Source organism: Ruegeria sp. AG6 (genome assembly GCF_056541565.1).
Genome location: NZ_JBQFYQ010000003.1, coordinates 206,800 through 223,885 on the forward strand (window position 1 = coordinate 206,800; position 17,086 = coordinate 223,885).

The 17,086-nt window shown below is 55.9% G+C and carries 17 protein-coding genes; 13 read left to right on the forward strand and 4 right to left on the reverse strand.

Translation table 11 applies throughout. The features are described from left to right. Positions 1 to 3 precede the first annotated feature (3 nt). Positions 4 to 471 (reverse strand): c-type cytochrome, encoded by a 468-nt coding sequence (locus tag ACR0I0_RS10025; protein WP_171636035.1) that lies wholly within the window; start codon positions 469 to 471, stop codon positions 4 to 6. Positions 472 to 557: 86 nt separating this feature from the next. Here ACR0I0_RS10025 and ACR0I0_RS10030 point away from each other — a divergent pair, with 86 nt between their 5' ends. The 3 genes from ACR0I0_RS10030 to ACR0I0_RS10040 all read left to right on the forward strand — a co-directional run bounded on the left by ACR0I0_RS10030 (position 558) and on the right by ACR0I0_RS10040 (position 3,702). After that, a complete protein-coding gene (locus tag ACR0I0_RS10030) occupies positions 558 to 1,403 on the forward strand; it encodes a LysR family transcriptional regulator (RefSeq protein ID WP_171723745.1) in 846 nt (281 codons plus the stop codon). Positions 1,404 to 1,915: 512 nt separating this feature from the next. After that, the gene (locus ACR0I0_RS10035; protein ID WP_480491244.1) at positions 1,916 to 3,058 is read left to right on the forward strand and encodes a sensor histidine kinase; all 1,143 of its coding nucleotides are present in this window, start codon (positions 1,916 to 1,918) and stop codon (positions 3,056 to 3,058) included. Continuing rightward, on the forward strand, positions 3,055 to 3,702 hold the full coding sequence (locus tag ACR0I0_RS10040) for a response regulator (protein WP_480491245.1): 648 nt from the start codon (positions 3,055 to 3,057) through the stop codon (positions 3,700 to 3,702). Before ACR0I0_RS10035 ends, ACR0I0_RS10040 begins: the two co-directional genes overlap by 4 nt. 237 nt (positions 3,703 to 3,939) lie before the next feature. Here ACR0I0_RS10040 and ACR0I0_RS10045 read toward each other — a convergent pair whose 3' ends face one another. After that, positions 3,940 to 4,833 (reverse strand): LysR family transcriptional regulator, encoded by an 894-nt coding sequence (locus tag ACR0I0_RS10045; protein WP_480491246.1) that lies wholly within the window; start codon positions 4,831 to 4,833, stop codon positions 3,940 to 3,942. Here ACR0I0_RS10045 and ACR0I0_RS10050 point away from each other — a divergent pair. Genes ACR0I0_RS10050 through ACR0I0_RS10060 form a run of 3 tightly spaced genes read left to right on the forward strand, consistent with a single transcriptional unit; the run spans position 4,789 to position 7,614 of the window. Further along, positions 4,789 to 5,607: a pyridoxamine 5'-phosphate oxidase family protein gene (locus ACR0I0_RS10050; RefSeq protein ID WP_480491248.1), complete on the forward strand. Its 819-nt coding sequence runs from the start codon at positions 4,789 to 4,791 to the stop codon at positions 5,605 to 5,607. The two genes, ACR0I0_RS10045 and ACR0I0_RS10050, sit on opposite strands and share 45 nt — an antisense overlap. A 59-nt stretch (positions 5,608 to 5,666) precedes the next feature. Beyond that, the gene (locus ACR0I0_RS10055; protein ID WP_480491250.1) at positions 5,667 to 6,647 is read left to right on the forward strand and encodes an alpha/beta fold hydrolase; all 981 of its coding nucleotides are present in this window, start codon (positions 5,667 to 5,669) and stop codon (positions 6,645 to 6,647) included. Positions 6,648 to 6,702: 55 nt separating this feature from the next. Next, the gene (locus ACR0I0_RS10060; protein WP_480491251.1) at positions 6,703 to 7,614 is read left to right on the forward strand and encodes a PhzF family phenazine biosynthesis protein; all 912 of its coding nucleotides are present in this window, start codon (positions 6,703 to 6,705) and stop codon (positions 7,612 to 7,614) included. 176 nt (positions 7,615 to 7,790) lie between these two features. On the opposite strand, the gene ACR0I0_RS10065 is transcribed toward ACR0I0_RS10060, so the two are convergent. Together ACR0I0_RS10065 and ACR0I0_RS10070 are read right to left on the reverse strand one after the other, a co-directional pair. Next, positions 7,791 to 8,708, reverse strand: a complete 918-nt coding sequence (locus ACR0I0_RS10065; protein WP_480491252.1) for an adenylate/guanylate cyclase domain-containing protein — start codon at positions 8,706 to 8,708, stop codon at positions 7,791 to 7,793. Continuing rightward, positions 8,709 to 9,011, reverse strand: coding sequence for a hypothetical protein (locus ACR0I0_RS10070; RefSeq protein ID WP_480491253.1), 303 nt, complete (start codon positions 9,009 to 9,011; stop codon positions 8,709 to 8,711). A gap of 348 nt (positions 9,012 to 9,359) precedes the next feature. Between ACR0I0_RS10070 and ACR0I0_RS10075 the strand changes: the two genes are divergently transcribed. From ACR0I0_RS10075 to ACR0I0_RS10105, 7 genes are all read left to right on the forward strand, one after another. Further along, complete coding sequence (locus ACR0I0_RS10075; protein WP_480491255.1) at positions 9,360 to 10,385, forward strand: LacI family DNA-binding transcriptional regulator; 1,026 nt, start codon at positions 9,360 to 9,362, stop codon at positions 10,383 to 10,385. 94 nt (positions 10,386 to 10,479) lie between these two features. Next, positions 10,480 to 11,784, forward strand: a complete 1,305-nt coding sequence (locus tag ACR0I0_RS10080) for an ABC transporter substrate-binding protein (protein ID WP_480491256.1) — start codon at positions 10,480 to 10,482, stop codon at positions 11,782 to 11,784. A gap of 109 nt (positions 11,785 to 11,893) precedes the next feature. Next, positions 11,894 to 12,760, forward strand: a complete 867-nt coding sequence (locus ACR0I0_RS10085) for a carbohydrate ABC transporter permease (protein WP_171636017.1) — start codon at positions 11,894 to 11,896, stop codon at positions 12,758 to 12,760. Between the two features lie 12 nt (positions 12,761 to 12,772). Next, a complete protein-coding gene (locus ACR0I0_RS10090; protein WP_152460301.1) occupies positions 12,773 to 13,603 on the forward strand; it encodes a carbohydrate ABC transporter permease in 831 nt (276 codons plus the stop codon). 12 nt (positions 13,604 to 13,615) lie between these two features. Next, positions 13,616 to 14,620 (forward strand): ABC transporter ATP-binding protein, encoded by a 1,005-nt coding sequence (locus ACR0I0_RS10095; protein WP_152460302.1) that lies wholly within the window; start codon positions 13,616 to 13,618, stop codon positions 14,618 to 14,620. Next, on the forward strand, positions 14,617 to 15,390 hold the full coding sequence (locus tag ACR0I0_RS10100) for an L-iditol 2-dehydrogenase (protein ID WP_480491259.1): 774 nt from the start codon (positions 14,617 to 14,619) through the stop codon (positions 15,388 to 15,390). The genes ACR0I0_RS10095 and ACR0I0_RS10100 overlap by 4 nt, the downstream gene beginning before the upstream one ends. Continuing rightward, positions 15,390 to 16,889, forward strand: coding sequence for a mannitol dehydrogenase family protein (locus ACR0I0_RS10105; protein WP_480491261.1), 1,500 nt, complete (start codon positions 15,390 to 15,392; stop codon positions 16,887 to 16,889). Before ACR0I0_RS10100 ends, ACR0I0_RS10105 begins: the two co-directional genes overlap by 1 nt. Positions 16,890 to 17,086: the final 197 nt, after the last annotated feature.

Genomic DNA, 17,086 nt, shown 5'->3' on the forward strand with positions numbered 1-17,086 from the left:
CCTTTAGTCTTTCGGTGCCCTGTAAGCCTTATGACATGCCGAGCATGATCCGCCCAGATCACCCATCGCCGCCTTAAGGGCATCAACATCCTGGCCTGCTGCCGCCTGCATCGCAACGGCGGCTTCCGCCATGGCCTGACCTTTTGCGCTTACATCCGGAAAGTTCTCCCAGATGGCTGGCAAGGCCCGGGTGGACGGGTCGGACGCATTGTCGGATCCGGCAGGCCACATCGCAGATTGATCGATCTGCGTCAGAACAACCAGGTTATTTGCGGCCCGTGTTGCTGCCTCGGCATCATATTCAATCTCTCCCTTGGCCATGCCGCCCAACGTGCCAAGATTGAAGGCATAGAGCTGCATGATTGAGGTCCGAGCCTTCACCGCAGGATTTTCGCTTTCATGGGCGATGGCTGATCCAATAACGGCTACCGACAACAAACCTGCCGCAACGGCCGGGATTTTCTTGATCATTGTGCGTCTCCCTGTTCAATGCGTCGAATACTAGCCTGAACATTTTTTCTTGTAATTGTTTGTTATTTGTTGTTCCTTGTTAATTTATGCACAACCAAAACTGGGATGATCTTCGATACGCGCTGGCCGTAAGGAAACACGGATCACTGAATGCGGCTGCCGGGGCGCTTGGTGTCACTCATGCAACGGTGCTGCGCAGAGTCGCCGCGCTTGAAGACCGTTTTGGATGCGTGATCTTTCAAAAACACCCGTCAGGGTACACTGCCCTACCCGAGGCCAGAGCTATTCTTTCGGCGATGGAAAGCGTTGAAGAGGCCGTACTTTCCGTAGAGCGGGCAATTGTGGGGGCAAACCGGTCCCCTGCGGGTCAGGTCCGCATTGCGTCTACGGACAGCCTTTGTCAGTTTGTATTGCCCCAAATTCTGACTGAGATATCGCGGCTTTATCCCGATTTGGAGCTGACTTTGTTAAGCGGCAACAGCCATCATGATCTGTCAAGGTTGACCGCGGACATCGCAGTGCGACCCTCGATCAAACTTGAAGAAGGGCTTGTCAGCGAACGTGCGGGAACATTGTCATTCGGCGTTTTTGACGACGGTTCCCCAAACCGAAAATGGATGAGGCTTGATGGAGCGTTGAGCCGCTCGCTTCCCGCCAAATGGCTGGCCGAACATGTCAGCGCCGATGAAATGACCAACGGGGCAGACAGCTTTTTGGTGCTTCAACAGATGGCAGCATCCGGGGTGGGCAAAACGATCCTGCCCTCGTTTATTGGGAACGCGGATCCTAGGCTTCATCGGTCGTCAGAAATTGATCCCAGAATAGATGTCCCGCTGTGGGTGGCGGCTCTGGACGAGATAGCGCGCACTCCGAGATTTGCCATCGTGCAAAGAGCTTTGGTTGAACGCCTTTCCATTGTTCTGCCGGGGTGACAAATCAAAAATCTCGCCCGTAGGTATGGCTCCTCCAAGGACGGCTTTGGGCCGATGCGCTGATCGTCTGGACGGAGTTTTGAGCGAGCTCCGTGTACTTCCTGCAAGGCCACGCGTGCTTTCTGTCTGCCGCCTGCGCGATTGCGCGACCGAGGGTTCTGACATGATCCGAGTTCCGAATCCGAACGCTGGTGAGTTCAGACCAAGGTCGGTGGCGCGGTCAGGGAATGTCGTTCATAGTTGATCACGAAATGAGACCCGAGATTTCTGATCTGTCAGTTCGCAATTGGTCATTGTCGCGCGTTTTTCTTGCGGCTTGCATTGTCGTGATGGGAACGGCCACCGCGATAGTTGGCGCATGGGTGTCAAATCGGATCGAGAATGCAGTTGTCCAAAATTCTGCCAATTCCGCAGCGCTGTATATGGAGAGCATCGTATCCCCTCTCAGCCAGGAACTTGCATACGGGGATCGTCTTTCCGATCAAGCAAGGCGGGCGCTGGACGAAATATTCATGACCCAGCCGATGCGGGACCGCATTGTGTCTTTCAAGTTTTGGAAACAAGGCGGCGTGATCGCGCACGCGTCGGATCCAACCATCATTGGACGCCGTTTCGACCCGACTGATGATCTGAGCCGAGCCTGGAGCGGAGCGATTTCGGGTTCTTTCGAAGATCTCGACCATGCCGAAAGCGCCGCAGAAGCAGCACTTGGGATCCCGCTACTTGAAGTGTACAGCCCGATCCGCGAACTCTGGTCAGGCGAAATTATTGCAGTTGCAGAGTTTTACGAGAAAGCCGAACAGCTGGAAGTTGATATGGCCAAAGCCCGCCGGACAAGCTGGCTGGTCGTCGGGTCAGCATTTGCAGCAAGCACAATCGTGCTGTTTTCCATCGTGGCAATCGGTGACAACACCATTCGACGTCAGGGGCGCCTGTTGGAGCGGCGTCTGAAAGAGAGTGAGCAGATGGCAGAGCAGAACGCCAGGCTGCGGTCGCGCGTGGTCGAAGCGTCGGAACGATATGCCACGCAAACAGACCGGTTTCTGAAGAAGCTTGGTTCCGAGCTTCACGACGGTCCCGCTCAATATCTGTCCCTCGCGGCCCTCAGGTTGGAGGCGGCGTTCTCGGACAGGCATGAAAAGCCTGCTGAGGCCGAGGAGATTCAACAGTCTTTGCAGAAGTCCCTGGCCGAAATTCGCGCGTTGTCGCGGGGGTTGTCCGCTCCGGACATCGACAATCTGGCGCTGATTGATGTGGTGAAAAGAGCGATAGAAGATCACTCGGAACACAGCCCGTTACGGCCGGATGTTTCACTTCAGGGAAGCCAGACGATCGAGTTGTCCGTGTCCGACAAGCTGTGTGTTTTCCGGTTCCTTCAGGAAACGCTTTCCAACGCCGCCAGGTATGCTCCGAATTCTCGATGCACGGTCATTTGCGAGGCGCATAACGATCGGGTCGTCATTCATGTCAACGATGACGGGCCCGGATTTGACCCCTCGGACGGAAAAGTACTGCGTGACGATGGAGGCCAGGGGCTCTTGGGTTTGCGAGATCGGGTTGAGAGTATCGGCGGCAGGTTCGAAGTCAGGTCAAGCCCTGGCAAAGGTACCTCTGTCACAATGATACTATTTCCCAGAAAGATGAGTACGTCATGACAACATCTGTCGTAATAGCGGATGATCACCCGATTTTCAGGGACGGTTTGCACCGGACATTGGACGAAGCCGATGGGTTCGAAGTTCTCGCTGCCGGCTCGAGCGCGGATGAGGCAATTTCACTTGTCAGCATTCATCAACCTGACATCGCCATCCTCGATCTTTCGATGCCCGGGGGCGGCATAAATGCGACGCGAAAAATCGCGGCCATGGCAAACCCGCCATTTATCGCGATATTGACGGTCTCGGAAAACAACAGTGACGTTGCGGATGCTTTGGAAGCAGGGGCAATCGGCTACATCGTCAAAGGTGTGACGGCTAGCGAACTGACGGCCTCACTGCGCAGCATCGCCGCAGGTGAAGGATTCGTGTCACCCGGGTTGGCCTCGCGCTTGCTGCTTCAGATCAACAGAGAGGCAGAAGCTTCCAAAGACAGTGATGTTCTGGATGATCTCACACATCGCGAGGAAGAAATACTTCGACGTGTGGCGAAGGGGATGAGCAATCGGGAGATCGCAGATCAACTGGATCTTCAGGAAAAAACCGTAAAGCACTACATGACGGCAATCCTCTCCAAGCTCCACGCCCGAAACCGGGTCGAGGCCGCGCTGATCGCGCACGATGCTTGGGGCAAGACCGACTAAACCATGGGTCAAACGTGATTGCATGCTCAATGCTGGCCCTATCGCTTCGAAAAGCGTATGCACCCGGGATCTGAGATTTCAGTTTCGTGCCGGCAAATCTAGTTGGTGGCAAGCTTTGTTGCACATGCTCGCCCTTGCGCTGTACCACCTCAAAGCGCATGCCCAAAGCGATCTGTCGGTCAGGGCCCTGGCGACCCTGGCCGCGACCGGATGGCGTGGTTCGGCGGATCTTTTGGCCTAACTCTCAGGCCTGTGCCGGAATCCATGCAAATAGGGGTCGGATTTGAGACGCTTGGCCGCAAAATCGACAAAGGCGCGCACTTTTGCAGACACGGTGCGGCCCTCTTGATGCACAAGATGGATGGGGACCTCGGGCGGTTCATACGAATTCAGAACGGTCCTGAGCCGCCCGTCCGCAACGTAGGGTGCAACCTGATAGGATAAAAGCCGCCCGATGCCATGCCCTTGCAGCGCCAGCTCGATCACCGCGTCATTGGTGTTCATGCTGATGCGCGGGTTCACGCGCTTTGTCACGACCGTTTCGCTTTTTTGAAAATGCCATTGGGCCGAGGCGTGCAGGGCGGTTGAGTTTATGATCGCGTGATTGGCCAGGTCGTCGGGTGTGTCTGGTTCGCCGCGCGCATCAAGATATGCCGGAGCGGCAAACACGACCTGCCTCACCGCGCCACATCTCACCGCCATCAGGCTTGAATCTGCAAGATTTCCAATCCTGATGCCGACGTCGAGGCCCTCATCCACCAGATTGACCACGCGGTCCACATAGAGAGTGCGCGCAGAGAGCTTTGGATACAGTTCCAGAAATTCACCCAGAATCGGAGTGACGAACATGCGGCCGAACAACACCGATGCGGTCACGCTGAGTTCCCCGGTCGGTTCGGCATAGGATCCGACGGCGGCACGCTCTGCCTCCTCGAGATCCATCAGAATGCGTCTGGCATCTTCAAAGAACCTTCGCCCGCTGTCCGTCAGCATGACTGATCGCGTGGTGCGCACAAAAAGACGAAGCCCCAGGCTGTCCTCCAGCATGGAGACCAGTCGGGTTACCGTTGGTGGCGACATATTGAGGTGGCGCGCTGCGGCCGCGAAGCCTTTCAGCTCGGCCACCTTCACAAAAACGCTCAGAGCCTGAAATCTATCCAAACAACTATTCCATATTTTGGAATAATATATTGCCAATTAGGGATATTCTGCAACACCAAGGCTTGGACTAGCTTCACCTCAACCCCAGGGCTCTGCCCGGCTGAGATGGAGAATTCGATGTCACGTCCTTTTGCAGAAATCACTTTTACGCCTTCCGTACGTGCAACACAGGCCAAGAACAAATCGGCTGAAGGTTATGCAAAGTTTCTGGCCGGCGCTGTTCAGGAAGACCTCATCAGCCCGGTCGAGGCGAGCTTCATCGCACAAAGGGACGGCTTCTATCAGGCGACCGTCTCTGAAACCGGCTGGCCTTATGTTCAATTCCGCGGCGGACCGGCAGGCTTTCTGAAAGTGCTGGATGAACGGACGCTGGCCTACGCAGATTTTCGCGGCAACCGGCAATATCTGAGCGCAGGTAACCTGCTGAACAACGACCGCATTTCTTTAATCTTGATGGACTATCCCAACCGGAGACGCCTCAAGATCTGGGGCCGGGCGAAACTTGTTGATGGCGCGGATGATCCGGCCCTGACGCAACGTTTGAGTGACCCGAATTACAGGGGCCACCCGGAGCGGGCCATTGTGATCAAGCTTGAAGCGATGGACTGGAACTGCCCGCAGCACATCCCCCAACGCCTGACCCTGGAAGAGTTTGAAGAGCATATGGCACCGCTTCGCGATGAACTGGCGGAACTGAAAGCTCAAAACACAGAGCACAAAGAAAAGCCCGGCCAGAAACGCTGACCGATGCTGAACCCCGCGCGTTCAGACGCGCCCCCAAAACCCCAAGAAAGGAAATACCCATGTCGCGCAATGTGAAATCCATCCTGAGCGCAAGTCTTCTCGCGCTTACCATCGCGGTGCCATTAACTCCGGCCCCTGCAATCGCAAGTGAGACCGGCATTGAAGCCACCCAAGCGGTAAATTTCCGCGCAGAAAAAATCGGCGAGGTCAATATCGCCTATCGTGAGGCCGGAGACCCGAGCAGGCCAACCGTTCTTTTGCTTCATGGGTTTCCGACCTCGTCACATATGTTCCGCAACCTTATCCCCGAACTGGCCAAGAACTATCACGTGATCGCGCCCGATTTCCCCGGATTTGGGGCCTCGGACATGCCGCAAGCCGAAGACTTCGAGTATTCCTTTGCGAATATCGCCGAAATCATGACGTCTCTGCTGGATCGGAAGGGTGTCGATCAATACGCGGTCTATCTGATGGACTATGGTGCCCCGGTTGGATTCCGGATGTTTGCCGAACAACCCGAACGGGTCACTGGCTTCGTCATTCAGAACGGCAATGCGTATGAGGAAGGGCTGCGCGAATTCTGGGACCCGATCAAAGCCTATTGGGCCGACCCCTCGAAAGAGAATGGCGACCAGCTTCGAGGGTTTCTTACTCTGGATGCGACCAAGTGGCAGTTCACCCACGGTGTACAGAGGCTGGAACTGATCAGCCCGGATAACTATTGGCACGTCCAATACCTGCTTGATCGCGAAGGTAATCAGGAGGTGCAACTTGAACTTTTCCTGGACTACGGCACCAACGTTGCCGAGTACCCGAAATGGCAGGCGTTGTTTCGTGAGCATCAACCACCTGCGCTGCTGATGTGGGGTAAGAATGATCACATCTTTCCGGCCGAAGGCGCCCTGCCCTATCAACGCGACCTGAAGGATCTTGAGTTTCATCTGCTTGATACCGGACACTTCGCGCTGGAAGAATATGGGCCTGAAATTGCGGAACAGATGACTGCATTCCTGAACCGCATCACCGCCGCCGGCAACTGATGCGCAACTGGCCGCGCCTCGATCAGGGGCGCGGCCTCATGTTTGGAGACGATCAATGAATACGCAAACAAACACTGCCAGGGATGTCACGGTTGAAATCGTGCACGGGTTTGTCGACGGTGGCACCGGAGGAAATCCCGCAGGCGTCGTTCTGGACGCTGATGATCTGAGCGCGCAAGATATGCAAACCGTGGCGGCAAGAGTTGGATTGTCCGAGACGGCGTTTGTCTCGCGGTCCAAGACGGAAGGCTTCAAGCTGGATTTCTTCACACCGAACCGGCGCATCGCTCATTGCGGTCATGCAACAATCGCCGCCTTCTCTCACCTTGATGCGTTGGGTCGGATCCCCAAGCCCGATACGTCGAAGGAAACAGTTGATGGCCCCAGGCGCATACTCATGAAAGACGGCGCCGCCTATATGGAACAATTGGCCCCACGCTACTCGGGTGCTCAGGAATGGATCGAAAAGGGCGTGAAACTCGACGATGTGCTGAGCTCTCTCGGGGTCGACAAAACTGACCTAGATCAGAGGTTTGCTCCGGTTCTGGTCAACACCGGCAACAGCTTCATCGTCGTTGGTCTTTCGGATGCGGCGGGCTTTGCCAAAATCAGACCAGATTTGGCCAAAATCAAGCAAATCAGCGAGAAACTGGATCTGATTGGCTATTACGTATTCACGAATGACCCTTCAATCACCAGCCGGGACGCCACAACCCGTATGTTCGCACCCAGATACGCGATAGATGAAGAAGCCGCCACTGGGATGGCGGCCGGGCCACTTGCATGCGTGTTGCACGATTTCGGCGGCACGTCTCAGCGATCATTTGAAATCGAGCAGGGGGTGTTTATGAACCCGGCAAGCCCGAGCCTGATAAAGGTCGATCTGGATATCGTGAATGGCGCAATCACGGGCCTCATGGCGGGTGGTTACGGAAAAGCCATGACCTCGGCCCGGATTGCTTTGTGACGCGAAAAGGCCAGGTGTGTCCGCAGCATCAGCTTCGGATGCGCCCAGGTCCTTGAGCGCGAATACATTTCGTCCAAGGGTCCTGCGACGGGACCTTAATCAGCGCAGTGCGCGGCCTCGTCGCCCGCAGCCCAAATCGAATTCGGCATTGCGGACAATGTAGAAGCTTGCGATTCTCAATCCATGTTGTCCGGATCCATGTGGCGATCCGGCATGGGGCTGGCTTGAGGCTCCTTTTCGACGAGAGAGTACAACTCGATGGATTCGGCAAGCCCTCGAACTTCGTGAAACCCACAAGCTGAGAACAGTTCAGGCGAAGCAGCGGCAACGGCTGACGTCGCCAGAACTCTGTGGCCCAGGGATTTCGTCAACCCCTCAATACGGCTTGCGAGGTTGACCGCTCTGCCCAGAACAGTGAAATCCAGCCTGCCGGGACTGCCGATGTTGCCATAGCTGACCTGCCCGACATTGATCCCGATGCCTATGTCCAACGGCGGCTTCTGAGCCTCATCGCGGCGATGGTTGAGTGCGGCCAAACCGGTCAAAACACTTTGAGCGGCCTGTGCTGCCCTTTTGCATTGGGCGTTCAAACCTTCCTGTGTCTCGACAGTGAATATCGACAGAATGCCGTCGCCCATGAACTTGAGAATGTCGCCGCCATTCTCTTCGACAGACTGCACGACCAGATCAAAATATCCACTCAACATGTCGAAAACGTCTTCTTCGGATGCCCTGTCTGAAAGAGCGGTGAAACCGCGCAGGTCAGAGAACATGACAACTGCGTCAAGGGTTGTGCGTTCCCCTCGCTTGATCCGCCCGTTCCACACAGCATCAGAGGGCCCATCGCCAAGATAGGTTCTCAGAAGACCTTTGGACGACTTGCGCATGGTGACAGGTTCAAGAGCAGAGGACAGAGCGGGCAATGCACCCTCAATCATTTTCAGATGCCGGGGCGAGAAGCCTTCTGGCGACCGGGTGACAAAAGTGCAGCCGTGCAGCGATCCGTCTCCGTAATAAAGCAGCGTAGCATAGTAATCGGTGCCACCCAACTCAGCGAATTCAAGATATGATAAGTGCTCGGTCTTGGGATCCAATTACCGCAGACTTTTGTGAAGTGGCTTACGGTGTTCAAGAATGTATTCGAATGAACTGCCGACATACCCATCCGTCAGCATGGTCTCATGTGTCACGTCATAGCTTTCGGTGCCATCCGGTGTCCAGACGATCCCCCATGCGATGAGCAGCGGATTGGCGAAACGCTGACCGATATTGACCCGCCAGAGCGGCACACCCGCCTCGATCAGAGACGAACAGAAATATGACACAACTTTTTCCGGGTCATCCGAACGACGCCCCTCGGCAATCATCCAATTGGTCAGTTGGGCAATAGCATCCATAGTTTAAAACCAATCGCTTAGATAAGATCGTCAAGAATTTGGGTTTAGTGTTCGATCATAATATTCTAGCCTTTTTCTTACCCCGTCCAAGCCTGCTGTTCAGTCCACAGTTCTCGGCCGTAAGCGCCGGCCAAGCTACACACAGACCTTCCTGGATACGTTTCGCCAGCCTTGTCATCAATTTGAATGAATCTTGCCAAAAGGGCGGCGTCGCTCTCGAAACCCTTTGAACGCCTTGTCGCACGCTGGTAGCACGAGGCCGCTCTGGCTATTGATTTATTAGCGCGCGCAAAGAATATGTAAATCTATGATAAGTTCACGACGAACAATACCAGCAGGCAGACTGGCATGACCAAGATAAAGAACATGGAAGAGTTTGCAGCGCTCAGCGGCATCTCGCGCCCTACGGTTTCCAAATACTTTCACGATCCCGACAGCGTTCGCCCCACGACGCGGGCCCGAATCGAAGAGGCGCTGGAACGGTTCGACTATCGCCCCAACATTTACGCGGTGAACCAGAACCGGAAGCTTACCAAGAATATCGGAATCGTCGTGCCCTATCTGGCGGACCCGTTCTTTGTCGAGATTGCACGCTATCTGGAACAAAGTTGCATTGCGGCAGGTTATCGGCCGTCCCTGTTCAGCTCTCATGGCGAGCAGAAGCTGGAGAACGAAATTCTGGACGGCTTGCAATCGATGAAACCCGCCGGTGTTCTTTTGGCCCCTTTGGGCCGAATTTCGGACAGATCTGCGATCGAGAAATTCTGTGCCAATGTGCCGACCGTTCTGTTCGACAGCAATCTTGATGGTCTGGGAGCAGCCTTTGTCGGATCGGATAACTTTAGCTTTGTGTCGCAAACCGTCGAATACATGACCCGCACTGGTGAACCCCCGTCCTTCTTCGAAATGCGAACACCCGCGAACCCCAATGCCAACAAACGGCGCAAGGCGTATGTCGAAATCATGGAGCGACTCGGACATGAGCCGCATATTCTCAAGGTTGATGGCAAAGGTTGGGCGTTTGAAGAAATTGGACACAGAGGCACGATGAAGATCTTGAAGGAAGGTCAATTGAGGACGAACTCGGTTCTGTGTAGCAATGACCGGCTCGCCATCGGCTTTCTTGCCGCTTGCTACGAACAGGGGATTCGGGTCGGTCGGAAAGAGGATTGTACGTTGCGTGTAGCTTCGAATGATGGTCACCCGTTCGCAAAATTTACATGTCCATCCCTGACAACGGCAGCGCATGACTATGATAATGTAGCGGCGCGCAGTGTCGAAACCCTGTTCCAACTCATTGAAAGTGGCGGGAAACTTCAGGCGCGATCGGAAACGTTATTCCCCGCACGACTGGTTTTGAGGGATTCTGCGTAGCTTCGTTTTTTAACGCGCGTAAAATTTTTATTGACGCCGCGACAAATTACGCACTACTTTCCGAGTACGGCATCCAAGCTCAGGGAGGACAAGGATGTATTTGAAGAATGCACTTCGTGCGGCGACGGCATTGACCTTTGTCGCAACGGCCGCGGCCCATGCAGAAACGATCACGATCGCAACCGTCAATAATGGCGACATGATCCGGATGCAGGGCTATACCGACAACTTCACCGAGGCGACTGGTATCGACGTGGAATGGGTGACGCTGGAGGAAAACGTCTTGCGTCAGCGTGTTACCACCGACATCACCACCAAGGGCGGTCAGTTCGATATCATGACCATCGGCATGTACGAAACGCCGATCTGGGGCGCAAATGGCTGGTTGGTTCCTTTGGATGGGCTGTCTGAGGAATATGATGTCGGCGACCTGCTTCCTGCGATGGCGGGTGGCCTGAGCCATGACGGCACGCTGTATGCAGCACCGTTCTATGGCGAAAGCTCGATGATCATGTATCGCACCGACCTGATGGAAAAGGCCGGGATGGAGATGCCTGAGGCGCCAACATGGCAGCTCATCCGTGAGGCGGCGGCTGCGATGACGGACCGTGACAACGACATCAACGGCATCTGCCTGCGCGGCAAGGCGGGCTGGGGTGAAGGCGGTGCCTTTATCACTGTGACCGCGAATTCCTTTGGTGCACGATGGTTTGATGAAGATTGGACACCTCAGTTTGATCAGCCCGAATGGAAAGAGGCGCTGACCTTTTTTGTCGACATGATGAATGAATCCGGCCCTGCCGGTTACGCGACCAACGGCTTCAACGAAAACCTTTCGCTGTTCCAGCAGGGCAAGTGCGGAATGTGGATCGACGCCACTGTTGCGGCGTCCTTTGTGACAAATCCGGATGATTCAACTGTCGCGGACAAGGTCGGGTTTGCTCTGGCACCAAATTCGGAAGGCGTCGACAAGCGCGCCAACTGGCTGTGGGCCTGGGCACTGGCCATTCCGGCGGGAACCCAGAAAGAGGATGCAGCCAAGCAGTTCATCGAATGGGCGACCTCAAAGGATTACATCGAACTGGTGGCGGAAAACGAAGGTTGGGCCAATGTCCCTCCGGGCGCGCGCACCTCGCTTTATGAGAACGCGAACTACAAGGACATTCCGTTCGCCAAGATGACGCTCGAGTCGATCCTGTTGGCCGACCCGCAGAACTGCTGTGCCAAGCCAACACCCTATACTGGCATCCAGTTCGTTGCGATCCCGGAATTCGCGGGCATTGCCACACAGGTCAGTCAGGAATTCTCGGCGGTTTATGCCGGACAGCAGACTGTAGATGAAGCGCTTGAAAAGGCGCAGGCCTTTACGGCTGAAGAAATGGAAGCCGCAGGGTACTGAGGCATCCCTCCCAGTAGGGGACAGGTGATCTGTCCCCTGCTCTCTCCACTTCCACAACTCGCGTTTTTCTCGCAGGCTGAGTTACGCCTGAACAGAGAGGGTTTGCGTAATGGCTACTCAACACTCCCGATCCGTTGCTCGCCTGATGATGGCACCCGCAGTGGTCCTGCTGCTTGGCTGGATGCTCGTGCCATTGACGATGACGCTGTACTTTTCTTTCAAAAAATATCTGCCTCTGCGCGGGGGTGATCTGGGCTGGGTCGGGTTCGACAACTACGTCCGCTTTGTCTCGTCCAGTACATTCTGGCCCGCGGTGCAGGCAACACTGGTCATTGTTGGCGGTGTTCTGATCATAACCGTCATTCTCGGAATTCTGCTCGCCATGCTGCTGGATCAGCCGATGTGGGGGCAAGGCATTGTCCGTATCCTTGTCATCGCGCCGTTCTTCGTGATGCCCACCGTGTCTGCGCTGGTGTGGAAGAATATGTTCATGGACCCGGTCAATGGTTTGCTGGCCCATCTGTGGCGTTTTTTCGGGGCCGAGCCGATCTCGTGGTTGTCCGAGGCGTCGATGACCTCGATCATCATGATCGTTTCGTGGCAATGGCTGCCCTTTGCAACGCTGATCCTGTTGACCGCAATTCAGTCGCTGGACAGCGAGCAACTGGAAGCAGCCGAAATGGATGGCGCACCGGTTCTGAAGCGCTTCTACCACATCATTCTGCCGCATCTGAGCCGCGCGATCACCATCGTAATCCTAATCCAGACAATATTCCTGTTGTCGATCTTCGCCGAGATCTTCGTGACCACCGGCGGCGCATTCGGCACCCGTACACTCACCTACCTGATCTTCCAGCGTGTGCTGGAGAGCCAGAATGTTGGTCTCGGATCAGCCGGAGGTGTCTACGCAATCATCCTTGCCAATATCGTTGCGATCTTCCTGATGCGCATCGTCGGCAAGAACCTGGACGCGTGAGGAGGAAAACCCATGGCCCGCGCTGTCACATCCCGACGCAAATCGCTGAACACCGCCCTTGCCTGGGCCGTGGGACTGCTGATTTTCTTCCCGATCCTCTGGACGATCCTGACCAGCTTCAAAACCGAAGCGCAGGCCATTGCCAGCCCTCCGTTGTTCCTGAACTTTGACTGGACGCTGGAAAACTACGCCATCGTGCAGGAACGCTCGGACTATATGCGGTTTCTGTGGAATTCGGTGATCATCGCCGGTGGGTCGACCATGCTGGGCGTGATCATCGCCGTGCCCGCCGCCTGGGCGATGGCGTTTGTTCCGTCCAAACGAACCAAGGACATCCTGTTGTGGATGCTGTCCACCAAGATGTTGCCGGCCGTAGGTGTGCTGTACCCGATCTACTTGCTGTTCATCCAACTGGGCCTTCTGGATACGCGCGGAGGGTTGGTCGTGGTGCTGATGCTGATCAACCTGCCGATCATCGTCTGGATGCTTTACACCTATTTCCGCGAAATTCCGGGTGAAATTCTGGAAGCCGCACGGATGGATGGGGCGACGCTGAAAGAGGAAATCCTCTATGTCCTAACCCCCATGGCCATTCCCGGCATCGCTTCGACCGTCCTGCTGAACTTTATCCTTGCGTGGAACGAGGCATTCTGGACCCTCAATCTGACCGCTGTTGACGCGGCACCGCTCACGGCCTTCATCGCCAGCTATTCCAGCCCCGAGGGCCTGTTCTTTGCCAAGCTCAGCGCGGCCTCGACCATGGCAATTGCACCCATCCTGATCCTTGGCTGGTTCAGCCAGAAACAACTTGTCCGCGGCCTGACCTTCGGCGCTGTGAAATAAGGAGCATTCCTCATGGGACGCATACAACTCAAGTCCGTGACCAAAAGCTTCGGCGACGTTCAGGTCATCCCTCCGCTGGACCTGACCATCGAAGATGGCGAGTTCACCGTTTTCGTCGGCCCTTCGGGCTGTGGCAAATCCACGCTGCTGCGCCTGATCGCCGGGCTGGAAGACATCACCAGTGGCCACATAGAAATCGATGGAGCAGACGCAACAGACGTGCCACCCGCCAAGCGGGGGCTGGCAATGGTGTTCCAGTCCTATGCGCTTTACCCGCATATGACCGTTCGCAAGAACATCGCATTTCCGCTGCGCATGGCGAAACTGGATCAGGCTGAAATCGACAAGCGGGTTGAGGGCGCGGCCAGTGTCCTGAACCTGACCGATTACCTGGATCGCCGCCCGGGCCAGTTGTCCGGTGGTCAACGCCAGCGCGTCGCCATTGGTAGGGCTATCGTTCGTGAGCCAGCCGCGTTCCTGTTCGATGAACCCCTTTCAAACCTCGACGCAGCGTTGCGGGTGGGCATGCGGTTGGAGATCAGCGAGCTGCATGAACGCCTCGCGACAACGATGATCTACGTCACCCACGATCAGGTCGAAGCCATGACCATGGCGGACAAGATCGTTGTGCTCCAGGCTGGCGTGATCGAACAGGTTGGCAGCCCGCTGGAACTGTACCGAACGCCACGCAACCTGTTTGTTGCGGGGTTCATTGGCTCGCCCAAGATGAATTTTATCGAAGGGCCCGAAGCGGCAAAGCATGGCGCACAAACGATCGGCATTCGACCGGAACACATCGCGGTGTCGGACTCCGAAGGAGAATGGTCCGGGCGCGTCAGCGTCTCTGAACATCTTGGTTCGGACACATTTTTCCACGTCCACGACACCGGACTGGCCGAGACAATCACTGTTCGTGCCGATGGCGAGGTTGGTTTCCGCCATGGGGATCGCATTCATCTGACCCCACGCGCCGATGTGATCCACAGATTTGACGCAGACGGTCTGCGGATCGAATGAAACGTCTGACGGGCAAAACCGCCCTGATCACAGGGGCTGCGCGGGGCATTGGATTGGCATTTGCCAAGGCCTATGTGGCAGAGGGCGCGCGGGTCGCAGTTGCCGACATCGACATCCAGCGCGCACAGGACGCGGTCGCTGAAATTGGCGCGGCAGCTTTCGCTGTCGAAATGGACGTGACCGACCAGCAGAGCATCGATAGGGCCATAGCCAAAACCGCGACGCAATTCGGCCCAATCGACATTCTGATCAACAACGCGGCCATCTTCACCGCCGCACCAATCGTCGAGATCGAGCGCACCGACTACAATCGCGTTTTTGACATCAACGTCGCGGGCGCGCTGTTTACGATGCAGGCCGTCGCCAAACATATGATCGAGCACGGAACCAAAGGCCAAATTATCAATATGGCCTCGCAGGCCGGGCGAAGGGGTGAACCTTTGGTCGCTGTCTACTGCGCCAGCAAGGCGGCGATCATATCCCTGACCCAATCGGCGGGGCTGGACCTGATTTCTCATGGGATCAACGTAAATGCGATTGCCCCTGGTGTCGTCGATGGCGAACACTGGGATGGTGTGGACGCCTTTTTTGCAAAACACGAAGGCAAGCCCCTTGGCCAGAAGAAGCGTGAAGTGGCGTCAGCTGTTCCATATGGCCGCATGGGGCGCGCGGAAGACCTGACAGGCATGGCGGTTTTTCTGGCCTCTGATGAGGCCAGGTACATCGTCGCGCAGACTTACAACGTCGACGGCGGAAATTGGATGAGCTGATGGACCCTCTGGCGAACGCAAAAACCCCTGCACGGCTGCGGCAAGAGAGTCTGTCCAAGCTGCCAACCACCGTGAAGACCCCGATGTACGAACGTTCGGATCTGACGCCGGGCATCGTTCATATTGGATTGGGTAATTTCCATCGCGCGCATCAGGCCTGGTATGTTCACAAGCTCATGCAGCAGGGGCTGGCCCATGACTGGGCAATCGTCGGAGCGGGTGTGCGAAGCTATGACGCTGTCATGCGAGAACGATTGCTGGCGCAGGATTGCCTCACAACGCTGATCGAGTTAGGGCCAAACGGAATGTCCGCCGAGGTGGTTGGCCCGATGATCGACTACCTGCCGATCGAGGAAAACAACGCTGCCCTCATCCACGCGATGGCAGATCCGGCCACCCGGATCGTTTCGCTGACTGTTACCGAGGGGGGTTATTTTCTGGATGCCAACAGCGGAGCATTCGATTTCGATCACGCAGTTATCCGTCATGACGCAGAAAACCCCAATCAGCCCCGTACGGCTTTCGGTGCGATGGTTGCGGCGCTCAGACGACGGCGCGCCGAGGGGTTGACCCCGTTCACGGCGCTCAGCTGCGACAATCTTCAGGGCAACGGAACGATTTTGCGAAACTGTGTTGTGGAATTGGCGCGCATGTCTGACTCGGAACTGGCCGACTGGATCGACAGGCATGGCGCGTTTCCCAACTCGATGGTGGATTGCATCGTACCAGCGACCACCGACCAATTGGTATCGCAATGCCGCGCCCTTGGCGTCGATGACAGAGCGCCCGTCTCGCATGAGAACTTTCGCCAATGGGTCATCGAGGATGCCTTCTGCGCCGGGCGACCGCCCCTCGAAGACGTCGGAGCAATACTGACCAACAACGTCCATGGTTACGAGACCATGAAGTTGCGCATTTTGAACGGAGGTCATCAACTGTTGGCGAATGTCGGAGAAATACTGAGTGTTTCGACGATTGCCGACTGCATGAAGGACCCGGACATCGTGGCGTTTTTTCGAAAAGTGCAGGTCGAAGAAATCCTTCCGCATGTCGAAGCGGTTCCCGAGACCACTGCAAATGAGTACCTTGAGTTGATCGAGAGCCGATTTGCAAACACGGCGATTCACGACACCACACGCAGGGTTGCATTCGACGGATCGGCAAGACATCCCGGATTTTTGCTACCGTCGCTCCGCGATGCATTTACATCAGGGTCTTCTGCAAACGGGCTCGCTCTCGCCGAAGCGTTCTGGTGCCGGATGTGTGCGGGTATTCGTGAGGATGGCTCCGAGATCTCTCCCAATGATCCCCAGTGGGAAAGCCTGAACAGCACCGCAAAAGCGTCCAAAACTGATCCTGAGCTTTGGCTGGAACAGGGGTTCTACAGCGGTGACTTTGGGATCAGTACACAGTTTTCCAACGCCTTTGCCCGCTGGCTGACCCTGATATGGCAGCGTGGCAGCCGGGCCGCCATTGCTGAGTATGTCGCGAACGGTTAACGTAACAGATCATTCACGAGGCTCAGTTCGCTCGGTGCCTATGCGGTCCGGTATCTGGCCCTTGGAGCTTTGTCTGACGTTGGCGCAAATAGGGCCTGCAATCTGCCGAAAATGGCATGGATGTTACCCTCGGCGGTTCTGACCGGTTCACCGCCTTGGGCAAATCCCCACTACAGAGTCCATGGAATAAGCGAAAG

Coding starts and splice junctions, on each gene's coding strand:
- ACR0I0_RS10025 (WP_171636035.1), bottom strand. CDS start 471: ATGATCAAGAAAATCCCGGCCGTTGCGGCAGGTTTGTTGTCGGTAGCC.
- ACR0I0_RS10030 (WP_171723745.1), top strand. CDS start 558: ATGCACAACCAAAACTGGGATGATCTTCGATACGCGCTGGCCGTAAGG.
- ACR0I0_RS10035 (WP_480491244.1), top strand. CDS start 1,916: ATGACCCAGCCGATGCGGGACCGCATTGTGTCTTTCAAGTTTTGGAAA.
- ACR0I0_RS10040 (WP_480491245.1), top strand. CDS start 3,055: ATGACAACATCTGTCGTAATAGCGGATGATCACCCGATTTTCAGGGAC.
- ACR0I0_RS10055 (WP_480491250.1), top strand. CDS start 5,667: ATGTCGCGCAATGTGAAATCCATCCTGAGCGCAAGTCTTCTCGCGCTT.
- ACR0I0_RS10060 (WP_480491251.1), top strand. CDS start 6,703: ATGAATACGCAAACAAACACTGCCAGGGATGTCACGGTTGAAATCGTG.
- ACR0I0_RS10070 (WP_480491253.1), bottom strand. CDS start 9,011: ATGGATGCTATTGCCCAACTGACCAATTGGATGATTGCCGAGGGGCGT.
- ACR0I0_RS10075 (WP_480491255.1), top strand. CDS start 9,360: ATGACCAAGATAAAGAACATGGAAGAGTTTGCAGCGCTCAGCGGCATC.
- ACR0I0_RS10080 (WP_480491256.1), top strand. CDS start 10,480: ATGTATTTGAAGAATGCACTTCGTGCGGCGACGGCATTGACCTTTGTC.
- ACR0I0_RS10085 (WP_171636017.1), top strand. CDS start 11,894: ATGGCTACTCAACACTCCCGATCCGTTGCTCGCCTGATGATGGCACCC.
- ACR0I0_RS10090 (WP_152460301.1), top strand. CDS start 12,773: ATGGCCCGCGCTGTCACATCCCGACGCAAATCGCTGAACACCGCCCTT.
- ACR0I0_RS10095 (WP_152460302.1), top strand. CDS start 13,616: ATGGGACGCATACAACTCAAGTCCGTGACCAAAAGCTTCGGCGACGTT.
- ACR0I0_RS10100 (WP_480491259.1), top strand. CDS start 14,617: ATGAAACGTCTGACGGGCAAAACCGCCCTGATCACAGGGGCTGCGCGG.
- ACR0I0_RS10105 (WP_480491261.1), top strand. CDS start 15,390: ATGGACCCTCTGGCGAACGCAAAAACCCCTGCACGGCTGCGGCAAGAG.